Raw genomic sequence first — 9,623 nt, forward strand, 5'->3', positions numbered from 1 at the left:
CAGGCGAAGGCCGTTTCCGCGTACGGCAGTTACCGAACCGAGTGATCAAGTACGACGCACCGTTCGACAGCACACGTTAAAGATCAAGCTAGGCGCTGGTCGTGAGATGCACCTGGTCGACTGCCTGGCCCTGGCTGGCTGACTCGGTCGATCGCTTCGACCCGGAGCGCGGCGTTGGGTTCCTGACGTATGCGACCCCGGCGGTCCTCGGCGGGATCACGGCCGCCTCGGAGCTCTCGCAGGCGCACGGGCGACCGCCCACGGTCCACGAGCTGGCCCAGAAGCTGGCGATCTCGGACGAGGTCCTGGAGGGCCTGGAGTCCGTGAACGCGTACTCCACGTTGTAGCTGGACGTGCCTGACGCGGACGACCAGTCCCCGGCGGTCGCCGACACCCTGGGAGTTGAGGGGCCGGCAGTCGAGGCGTCGTGTACCGCGAGTCCCTCAAGCCGCTCGTGGAGGACCTCCCGCCCCCGGGAGAGGCGGATCCTGCTGCTGCGGTTCTTCGGCAACATGACCCACTCGCAGATCGCGCAGGAGGCCGGCGTCTCCCAGATGCACGTCTCCCGGCTTCTGGCGCGGACGCTGGCCCAGCTGCGGGAGAGGCTTCTTGCGGAGGAGCGAACTGCCTTACGCAGACCGTTCCGTGCCGGCCGTCCGAGAGGGCGCGACTGTTCGAGGTCATCAGCCGCGTGGCTGTATTCCAGGCAAGATCGTCGCGTGGGCCGCAGCTGCGGGGGAGAGTGACCTACCGACGTGGTGCCCTGCTCCAACAGGACGGCAGGGCGCGGGGACCCTCCACCATGCGCCCTGGTGAGGGCCGCCCTACCTGATACCGAATGGGCTGCCTACCTTGGATGTGCTTTGAGGCAGGAGAAGCCATCTCACAGTCCATGCCGAACTCAAGACAGTCCGTATATGGGCTATATAGAGTACGAGTATGGGTGCGTTGCGTATGACTCTGCAGACGCAGCTGGTACTGCGGGCGTTGCTGGAGGATCCCGCCAAAGAGCGCTACGGCCTCGAGCTGTGCGAGCTGGCGGGACTGCCGTCGGGCACGATCTATCCGATCCTCGCCCGCCTGGAACAAGTCGGCTGGGTGGACAGCACCTGGGAGGACCCGGCCGTACACGAGGAAGTCGGCCGTCCGCGCCGCCGCTTCTACCGGATCACGGAAGACGGTGCCGAGCAGGCGCGGGAGGCCCTCGCCCGCACCTACCGCGCCCGCAAACAGCCCCTGCCAGGATGGGCCGCCCGCCCGATCGCCGACGGGGGAGTGTCATGAATGCCCGGCGCCGGTTAGCGCCGCGGCTGAGGACGCGTCGTTCCTCCGCCGTGTCCCTGGACGGCATCCTGGCCGCAGCCCGTGCGCACCACCCGGACGCCGACACCTCCGTCATCCAGCACGCCCACGATGAGGCCGCCGTGTGGCATGCCGGCCAGACCCGCCGCAGCGGCGACCCCTACCTCACCCACTGCCTCGCCGTCGCCGCCATCGTCGCCGACATCGGCATGCCGCCAGCCGTGATCTGCGCGGCACTGCTGCACGACGTCGAAGACACCCTCTGCCCGCCAGGCCGCGTGGCCGGGCACTTCGGACAGGAGATCGCCGAGCTGATCTCAGCCGTCCGCAGCGCCAAGCTTGGAACTGCCCCGCTCAACGGCCTTGCCTTTGAAGGCTCGAGGCCGGCTTCCCAACCGACCCGTGAGCAGGCCGTGCTGGCCATCTGCCTCGCCGACCGGCTGCACAACATGCGCACCATCGCCTTCCTGGCTCCCGCCGTGCAACACCGCAAGGCCCAAGAAACCCTCAACGTCCTCGCCCCGCTGGCCCGCAAGGCAGGTCTGACCGGCGTGAGCCGCGAACTGCACGCCCTCTCCGCAGCAGTCCTCCGGCCGGCATCCACCGGATCCGCGCTCACGCCACGCGTGCTGGCCACGCTGACCCTGCTGCTTCCCGCCCCACACCGCGCCCGATGGCGCGAGGAATGGCACGCCGAGTTGGCCACCCTCCCCACACGCCGCACCCGCGGCCGTTTCACCCTCCGCGTCCTGCTCAGCACCCCCAGGTTGTCCCTGACGCTGCGCCACCCTCTGCGTGGGGAACGCCGACGTTGACTTCTCCCCCTCGCAAACGAGGGGGATTCCTAGCTCACGTTGCCTGACCCCCGGCGGGGGTGCAGGTCTTACACGATCAGCGCTAGCCGGGTTGAAGACCAGCCCGGACCAGCATCACGCGGGCGCTGTTCTTGTCCCTTGGGGACACGGCGCCGCACGCGGTGCAGGCATACCTTCGCATCGAAAGAGGTAGTGCGTGCTTGGTTCTCGCTCTGCACGGCGCGCAGTCCATGGTGGTGTGCGCGGGGTCTACCAGGTGCACGGCGCGGCCGTGCTTGCCGCCCATCTCGACCAGGGCGGCTTTGGTGGCGCTGATCGCGGCATCGGCAGCCTTGCGGGCCATGGTCGACTTCGCCAGGAACTTGGGGCGGAAGTCCTCCACGGCGAGCGCGTCATGGTCGCGGACAACGGACTTGGCCCACTTGCGGCCGGTGTCCTGCCGCTGGTTCGCGACCTTCTTGTGGACCTTGGCGGTCTGCCGCTGCGCCACGCGGTAGCCCTTCGATCCGGCCTGCCCCTTCGGCGGCCGTCGTCGGGCCATCATCCGCTGATAGCGGGCGAGTTTCTGCGCGGCCGTGCTGCGGGTGGGGAAGGTCGTGGTCGTCCGATGTGGTGGTCGCGATCTCCTTGACGCCCCAGTCGATTCCGATCACGCGGCCGGTCGCGGTCAGTTCCTCGGTCACGGCGGCCGTCACGAATGACGCCCACCAGTGCCTGACACTGTCCCGGTACACGCGTACCGAGCCGAACGGCTTGGGCAACTCCCGCGACCACACCGGCCGCACCACGATCCCGCCCGCCGGCGAGATGCGGGCGGCCGTCTTTGAGGCGGAAACCGCGCTTGGTGCAATTCGAGGGTGGGAAGCGCTTCGCGCTTCTTCTTGTACTTCGGCATCCCGGCCCGCTGCCGCATCGGCAACCCTGCCTTGACGTCCTTGAGGGCTTTGGCGCGGGACTTGCCGAAGTCGCGTATCAGCTGCTGCTGAGGCACACAGGCGCCTTCGGCCAGCCAGGGCGTGCGGGCGCGGGCCTTGGTGAGCATCGCCGCGAGCTGCACTGGCCCGCACGTGGTTTTCTCGCCGGTCGCCCGGTTGTGCTGGTGCACCTGCTTGGACTCGGCGACGCACTCATTCCAAATCCAGCGCAAGCGGTCCCACTCGGCCTCAAGCGCACTGCGGGCCGTGGACGACAGGCGCAGACGGTAGGCGTACCGGCAATGCCCGGCCGCCTCCGTGGTCGCTTCTGTCGTCATGCACCCGAACCTACCTGGGAGGACAGACAGTTGAGAGCTCTTGATCGTTGTCGGCTGCCTCACCCCGTCCCATGCTGGACGGTTCTTCGCCCAGGGGGCGAAGCCCCTTTCCCTGCCCCGCTCCGCAGGAGTCTCGATCCTTCCCCAGCTGAAGCCGGGGGTATCCCTGGAGCACTCTGAGGACAGCGGCCCCGTTCCCGGAAGACGCCGGTCGCCTCATGCTGCCTTCCGGTCGCCAGCGCTCCGGCAACTTGGCGTCATCGGGGTCACCGGCCGATCCGAAGCCGTGATCCACGTCGCGATGACCGGCTTCATCAGTCGACGCCTGTCCCGCAGGTCCATCCCGGACTGGCGCGATGTCCTTCAATGAGGTTGGGCGTGCGCACGGCGGTGACCTGCGTGGACTGAGCGGGATGTGACAGGTCGGCTCGGTTCGTTGAGATGAGAGGCCGGAGTCGGCTCGTGGGGACTCGGAGGATGCCTCAGTGGGGCCTCGGTTTACTTCCGTTCTAGTGGTCATCGCAACACCCCAGCTCAAGGGGTGCGATGGACTCCGAGTTTCGCGAGGAGCGGGGGAACTACAACCCTTGGAATTCGCCTTACGACTCGAAACGAAATAAGCCCGGCATTGCTGTGCAGCATCACGAGGTTTCGCGACCACCGGTGGCTCCCAGCTGCGCATGGTACCCAGGGCGAAAATCCTGTGGCCCCGTAAGGCGTAGCTGGCAGACTGTCGAAGTGGACGATCAAGAATCTGACCTCGACACCGGAGCTGCTCAGGATGCTGTCGCCGCCGAGCGATCGATGGTGGCTGACACGACGCACGCGGCTCGCCGGATGTCGTTCAACGCTGATGCGCTGACCTATAAACGAGGCAGACCACGGTACCCGGACGCGGTCTTCGACCTGTTGGCAGAGCGCTGCGGGCTGCGGCCCGGTGCGCGGGTGCTCGAGATCGGTGCCGGTACGGGCCTGGCCACCGAGCCCCTGCTGGCGGCCGGCGCGCACGTGGTCGCGGTCGAGCCCGGCGAAAGCCTGGCCGCGATCCTCGTCGCCGATCACGCGTGTGACCGGCTGGAGATCCTCGTCAGTGACTTCGAGGCGGTAGACCTGCCAGGCGGGTTCGACCTCGCGGCGGCGGCGACAGCGCTGCATTGGCTCGACCCGGCCACGTCGACCGCGAAGATCGCCCGGTTGGTGCGTCCGGGCGGCTGGCTGGCAGCGTGGTGGAACGACTTCGGCGACGTCAAGCGGCCGACGCTCTTCCGCGACCGCCTCGACGAGGTCTACCAAGACCTGCTGCCCGGCGGGACCGGCTACCGGGACAGCCGCTCGCACGTCCTCGACACCGACCGGTGGCGCAGCCAGTTGACCGCGGGCGGCTACTTCGACAACGTCTCCGTCGAGATCATCGAATGGGAGCAGATCCTGACCGCGCAGACCGCACGGGATCAATGGTCCACGTTCCCGAACATCGCGGAACTCTCCGCGCCCGACCGCGAAGAGTTCCTCACTCGCCTCGGTTCGCTCGTCGACGAGCTCGGCGGCCAGGTCGCAGACCCGCGCCTAACGGTCACCTACACCGCTCAACGCGTCCAAGGCTCGCCGTGACCCACATCCGCAGCGGTCCAGCAGAACACCATGACGAACGCGAAGACCTGTGGGCCACGGCGACACGAGTCACAGCGACAATCTCAGCCGTCGCCAACAGATGACGGCACAGCCGAGGGTGACGAAGGCCTGGCGGATGTCGTCGCGGATCTCCCAGCGGATCCGCAAGCGGCGAAACCAGTGCAGCATCGCGATCGTGCCCTCCACGACCCAGCGGTAGACGCCCAGGCCGGAGCCGTGTTCGATGCCGCGCCGGGCGATATGCGGGGTGATCTCAAACCTGCGCACCCCGTCGCGGTAAAGGTCGTGATCGTAGCCGCGGTCGGCATACAGATGCCTGGGCCGCCGTAGCGGTTGGCCGCGCTTGCCGCGGATCGGCGGCACGGCCTCGATCAGCGGAATCAGTTGAGTCACGTCGTTACGGTTGCCGCCGGTCGTGATCGTGGCCAGCGGGATTCCGTGGGCCTCGACGATGACGTGGTGCTTGCTACCGGTCTTGCCTCGATCCACCGGGGACGGGCCGGTGGCCGGCCCACCCTTCATCGCCCGGATATGGCTGGAGTCGACGGCAGCCCTAGAGAGGTCGAGCATGTCGGCCGTCCGCAACTCGGTGAGCAGCAGCTCGTGCAGCCGTTGCCAGACTCCGGCCTCGTTCCAATTTCGAAGCCGCCTCCAGCACGTCATCCCCGAGCCGAAGCCCAGTTCCTGGGGCAGAAAGCCACGGGATACCGGTGTGGAGGACAAACAGAATTCCGCAGAGCACCTGCCGATCATCCAAGCGCCGTCGGCCAGGGTGACGGTATCGGCGCTGGACCACCGGCACGAGCGGCTCGATCCGTGTCCACAGTCCGTCGTCGACCTCCCACGGCTTGCTCGCACTCTTCGTCTCGACTGACTCACCCCCCATCCGGACGCGTCAACGGGAGCTGACGCAGGGGCCCCCGACCCATCCACGAGCTCATTTCATTACGAGTCGTTAGGGCGTGTATCGGGTCGTGATCAATCTGTGGGAAGCGTCCTTGCGGCGGGGCTGGGGCCGGTAGATCTTCTTGCGTGACGCGATTGCAACTGGCTGACGAGGAATGGGAGTTCGTCGGGCCGTACCTGCCGATCGGCGAGTACGGTTCCTACCCCGAGGGGCTGCGACAGCAGTTCGAGGGTGTGATCTGGCGGTTCAAGACCGGCGGCCAGTGGCGGGGGATGCCGAAGAAGTTCGGCGCCTGGTCCACCGTCCACAACAGCTTTCAGCGATGGCGTGACGCGGGGGTCTTCGAGGCCCTGCTCGAAGGCATGATTGCGGAGGTCGCCAAACGGGGTGAGGTGGACTTATCTCTGGTCAGCGTGGACTCCGCCACCGCCCGGGCTCATCACGACGCCGCAGGGGTGCACCTCGACGAAGTCAAAGACCTCACCCGGAACACCCATTGATCACGACATCACACAGACCTAGGCGGCCTCGCCCAGGACGGATTCGAGACGGTTCAGGACGTGGGGCCAGCCCTTGCCCATGCCGTCGTACGCCTGCCGGCCCATCGGGGAGTCGAGGTCAAAGTCCGCGTGAGTGAGGACGAGGCGGGTGCCCTGGCCCTCCGGGTGCAGCGTCCAGGTGATGGTGGTGTCGAGCGAGCCTTCGGCGAATCGGTAGGCCAGCAGCCGCTGGTCGTCCACCTCGGTCACCTCGCAGGGCTGGCTGCCGAAGTTCCCCATGTCAAGGGTGAAGCGGTGCCCAGCGACGGGCTTGATGTCACCGGCGGCCCACCAACGGGCGTGGAGATCGGGATCGGTCAGGGCCTTCCAGACCGCCGCTGGCGGGTGAGGCAGGAACTTCTCGCAGGTGATCGTGTTGTTCTCGCTCATGTCTCGTTTTCCTTGTCCAGAAGATCGGACAGCGCGTCCAGACGCTGCTTCCAGTAGTGCTCGAACGGATGCAGCCACTCGCTCACCTCGGCCAATCGTGCCGGTTCGAGGTGGTAGAAGCGGTACCGACCCCGTGGCTCCTCGCGCACCAGTCCAGCGGTACGGAGCACCGCCAGGTGCTCGGAGACTGCGGGCCTGCCAAGCTCGAACATCCCGGCCAGCTCCCCTGTGGAGCGCGGACCTTCTCGCAGGCTTTCGAGCAGTCTGCGGCGCACTGGGTTGGCCAGCACACCGAACACGTCGGTAGGCATGACGCCATCATGCGTCGGGAAAGTCCGACGCGTCAAGAATTCCCGACGCATCAGAGGCGTTGGCGGTCCTGCAGGCCGTTGGGATGTGCGCGCCGGGGATGGCCAGGCGTGCAGCAGCCCTTCCAGGGGCCGCTCTGGGGAGAGGCGGCGTTGGACATGCTGCCCGCCGACGACATCCTCACCGAACCCGGCCTCGCCCTGCTCCACCTACTCAACCAGTCCGGCACCCGCCCAGAACACTGGGATGCCCTGCTCGAAGCCCTCGACTGCAGCGACGCCGACGAAAAGATCACCTTCGGGCAGCTCCTGGACAGGCTCAAGGGCCCCCTCCCTGCATCGGCGAGCACGGCCTGATCGCAATCCTGGTTCTGTTCACGAGAACGGGCAGCACGTGGTCGCCGCTTGGGAAGGCAGTGAGGTTCCGCACGCGAGTCGAAGTGTTCACTACGCGAGTTGAAATGTTCACTGGCTTCGGCAGCGCCACTGATGGTGCCGCCCCTCACTGCGCGGCACTTTCGGCTTTCACGGCATGTATCTGGCTGCGTCCCTGGCGGCGTCTCAGTTTTCGGGTAACCGTCGCGTCGCATGACGCTGCTGCGCCGTTGTTGCTGTCAGTGGCCCGTGATGGCCTCTGCCTCGGCGGTGTAGAGCCGGGCCGGATCGAAGCCCATGCCGGCGAAGTGGCCGGCGAGTTCGAGGGAAAGGACGCCGTGGAGGCGGGTCCAGAAGGAGAGGGCGCGATGCAGCGCCGACGGCGCGGCCGGGTGCGGTGCGGCCCAGTCCCGGTGTTCGTCCAGGTGCGTCTCCAGCGGTGACGGCGGCGCGGCGGGGGGCTGTGGGGCGGTGCAGGCGTCGAGGAGGACGGCCATGATCTCCGAGGCGATCCGGGTGGTGTCTTCGGGGGCTTGGTAGCCGGGCACGGGGGTGCCGTAGACGAGGAAGTATCGCTGCGGGTCGTCCAGGGCCCACCTGCGCAGGGCGTGCGCCAGGTCGCTGAGATCGGCGCCGGCCTCGGCGCGGGCGCGGAAGGTGTCGGCCAGGCTGCGGTAGGCGTCCCTGATGAGCTCGGTGATCAGCTCGTCGCGGTTGGCGAAGTACCGGTAGAGGGCCGGTCCGCTCATGCCGATCTGCTTGGCGATGGCGTTGAGGGAGAGAGCGGAAGCCCCGGCGGTGGCGATCTGCTCCCAGGCGTGCTTCTTGATTTCGTCCCGTACCTGGGCGCGGTACCGCTCCCTGGGAGTCCTCGCATCCGGCTCGCTCACAACCTGCCTCCCGTACTCTCGCCAAGTCGTTGGTTAGAACCTATCACGAACGCTCTTGACTCTCACGAAGAAGGGCGTTAGAACTTCTAACGAACACAACAACTTCTCTCGAAAGGAGGGGTGTCCGTGAGCAGCGAACGCCTCGTCCAGGTCGTTCTGCCAGGCATCGTGGCCCCGGAGGACCTGCGGATCCGCCACGCAGCCGTGCCGGACCCCGGCCCGGGACGCATAGTGATCGCCATGGAGGCGACCGGCGTCTCATTCGCCGAACAGCAGATGCGCCGCGGGCGCTACTACGACCAGCCGCCGTTCCCGTTCGTGCCCGGCTATGACCTGGTGGGCCGGGTGCTGTCGACCGGCCAGGGAGTCGACCCGGGCTTGGCCGGACGGCGGGTCGCCGCGCTGGTCAAGGTCGGCGGCTGGGCCAGCCACGTGCTCGTCGACGCCAAGGACGCGGTCGAGGTCCCGGACGGCCTGACCGCTGCTCAGGCCGAGACCGTCGTCGTCAACGGCATCACCGCCTGGCAGATGCTGCACCGCACAGCCCGAGTGCGCGCCGGGCAGACCGTCCTGGTGCACGGTGCCAGCGGCGGCGTCGGCTCCGTCCTGGTCCAACTCGCCCGCGCAGCCGGCGTGAAGGTGATCGGCACGGCCTCCGCCCGGCACCACCAAGCGCTGCGGGAACTGGGCGTCACCACGGTCGACTACCGCGCCGGAAACGTGACGGCCCAGGTCCGGGAGCTGGCCCCCCGTGGAGTTGACGCCGTCTTCGACCACGTCGGCGGCCGCAGCGTCATCGACTCCTGGCACCTGCTCGCCCCCGGCGGCACCCTCGTCGCCTACGGCAGCGCCTCCACACGCGACGACACCGGCTCCAAGCAATGGCCGGTGCTGAAAATCCTCGCCCGCACCTGGATCTGGAACACCCTGCCCAACGGCCGCCGTGCCCACTTCTACAACATCTGGGCCGGCCGGACGCTGAACAAGGACCGCTTCCGTGCCCGGCTGCGGACCGACCTCACCGAAGTCTTCGCCGCCGTCCGCCGCGGCGACGTCACTCCCCGCATCGCCGCCCAACTGCCGCTCACGAGGGCCTCCGAGGCCCTGCGCCTCGCGGAGTGTCGGCGTACGGGCTTGTCTCCCCGGTCGCGTACGGGCGAACGTCCCCAGTTGTCAGGCCACTTCGGTCTCTCGCTCGATGGCCTGGAGGCGG

At 67.6% G+C, this 9,623-nt stretch carries 9 protein-coding genes and 3 pseudogenes; 7 read left to right on the forward strand and 5 right to left on the reverse strand.

Annotated elements, in window-relative coordinates; genetic code table 11:
* Positions 1-218: 218 nt before the first annotated feature.
* The 3 genes and pseudogenes from ACFY1U_RS50785 to ACFY1U_RS50795 all read left to right on the forward strand — a co-directional run.
* Positions 219-620 (forward strand): annotated as a pseudogene (locus ACFY1U_RS50785) (sigma-70 family RNA polymerase sigma factor); the annotation flags it as partial.
* A gap of 334 nt (positions 621-954) precedes the next feature.
* Positions 955-1,284 carry a PadR family transcriptional regulator gene (locus ACFY1U_RS50790; RefSeq protein WP_390700909.1) on the forward strand — a complete coding sequence of 110 codons (330 nt, stop codon included), beginning with the start codon at positions 955-957 and terminating at the stop codon, positions 1,282-1,284.
* A 50-nt stretch (positions 1,285-1,334) separates the two neighbouring features.
* Positions 1,335-2,117 carry an HD domain-containing protein gene (locus ACFY1U_RS50795; protein WP_390700917.1) on the forward strand — a complete coding sequence of 261 codons (783 nt, stop codon included), beginning with the start codon at positions 1,335-1,337 and terminating at the stop codon, positions 2,115-2,117.
* Positions 2,118-2,168: 51 nt separating this feature from the next.
* Here ACFY1U_RS50795 and ACFY1U_RS50800 read toward each other — a convergent pair.
* Positions 2,169-3,369 (reverse strand): annotated as a pseudogene (locus ACFY1U_RS50800) (RNA-guided endonuclease InsQ/TnpB family protein); the annotation flags it as partial.
* 546 nt (positions 3,370-3,915) lie between these two features.
* Between ACFY1U_RS50800 and ACFY1U_RS50805 the strand changes: the two are divergent.
* Positions 3,916-4,980 carry a class I SAM-dependent methyltransferase gene (locus tag ACFY1U_RS50805; RefSeq protein WP_390700910.1) on the forward strand — a complete coding sequence of 355 codons (1,065 nt, stop codon included), beginning with the start codon at positions 3,916-3,918 and terminating at the stop codon, positions 4,978-4,980.
* Positions 4,981-5,049: 69 nt separating this feature from the next.
* On the opposite strand, the gene ACFY1U_RS50810 is transcribed toward ACFY1U_RS50805, so the two are convergent.
* Positions 5,050-5,887 (reverse strand): IS5 family transposase gene (locus ACFY1U_RS50810; protein WP_390700911.1). Its coding sequence is split into 2 segments (ribosomal slippage): positions 5,050-5,698 and positions 5,697-5,887, totalling 840 coding nucleotides; the frame shifts between segments, so codons are not numbered across the junction.
* Positions 5,888-6,033: 146 nt separating this feature from the next.
* Here ACFY1U_RS50810 and ACFY1U_RS50815 point away from each other — a divergent pair.
* Positions 6,034-6,372 (forward strand): annotated as a pseudogene (locus tag ACFY1U_RS50815) (transposase); the annotation flags it as partial.
* Positions 6,373-6,426: 54 nt separating this feature from the next.
* Here the strand turns inward: ACFY1U_RS50815 and ACFY1U_RS50820 are convergent.
* Both ACFY1U_RS50820 and ACFY1U_RS50825 read right to left on the reverse strand, forming a co-directional pair.
* Positions 6,427-6,837 carry an SRPBCC domain-containing protein gene (locus ACFY1U_RS50820; RefSeq protein ID WP_390700912.1) on the reverse strand — a complete coding sequence of 137 codons (411 nt, stop codon included), beginning with the start codon at positions 6,835-6,837 and terminating at the stop codon, positions 6,427-6,429.
* Positions 6,834-7,148 carry an ArsR/SmtB family transcription factor gene (locus tag ACFY1U_RS50825; protein ID WP_390700913.1) on the reverse strand — a complete coding sequence of 105 codons (315 nt, stop codon included), beginning with the start codon at positions 7,146-7,148 and terminating at the stop codon, positions 6,834-6,836. Before ACFY1U_RS50825 ends, ACFY1U_RS50820 begins: the two co-directional genes overlap by 4 nt.
* Before the next feature lie 108 nt (positions 7,149-7,256).
* On the opposite strand from ACFY1U_RS50825, the gene ACFY1U_RS50830 reads away from it, so the two are divergent.
* Complete coding sequence (locus ACFY1U_RS50830; protein ID WP_390700914.1) at positions 7,257-7,502, forward strand: hypothetical protein; 246 nt, start codon at positions 7,257-7,259, stop codon at positions 7,500-7,502.
* Positions 7,503-7,759: 257 nt separating this feature from the next.
* Here the strand turns inward: ACFY1U_RS50830 and ACFY1U_RS50835 are convergent, their stop codons facing one another.
* Positions 7,760-8,410 (reverse strand): TetR/AcrR family transcriptional regulator, encoded by a 651-nt coding sequence (locus ACFY1U_RS50835; RefSeq protein ID WP_390700915.1) that lies wholly within the window; start codon positions 8,408-8,410, stop codon positions 7,760-7,762.
* A 126-nt stretch (positions 8,411-8,536) separates the two neighbouring features.
* Here ACFY1U_RS50835 and ACFY1U_RS50840 point away from each other — a divergent pair.
* The coding region (locus tag ACFY1U_RS50840; protein WP_390700916.1) for a medium chain dehydrogenase/reductase family protein at positions 8,537-9,623 on the forward strand (1,087 nt) is incomplete at its 3' end.

The organism is Streptomyces sp. NPDC001351, assembly GCF_042896045.1.
Taxonomy (GTDB): Bacteria; Actinomycetota; Actinomycetes; order Streptomycetales; family Streptomycetaceae; genus Streptomyces.

Bases quoted from the DNA above. Each gene is read 5' to 3' on its own strand.
- ACFY1U_RS50790 (WP_390700909.1), top strand. From the start codon at position 955: ATGACTCTGCAGACGCAGCTGGTACTGCGGGCGTTGCTGGAGGATCCC.
- ACFY1U_RS50825 (WP_390700913.1), bottom strand. From the start codon at position 7,148: ATGCCTACCGACGTGTTCGGTGTGCTGGCCAACCCAGTGCGCCGCAGA.
- ACFY1U_RS50820 (WP_390700912.1), bottom strand. From the start codon at position 6,837: ATGAGCGAGAACAACACGATCACCTGCGAGAAGTTCCTGCCTCACCCG.
- ACFY1U_RS50805 (WP_390700910.1), top strand. From the start codon at position 3,916: ATGGACTCCGAGTTTCGCGAGGAGCGGGGGAACTACAACCCTTGGAAT.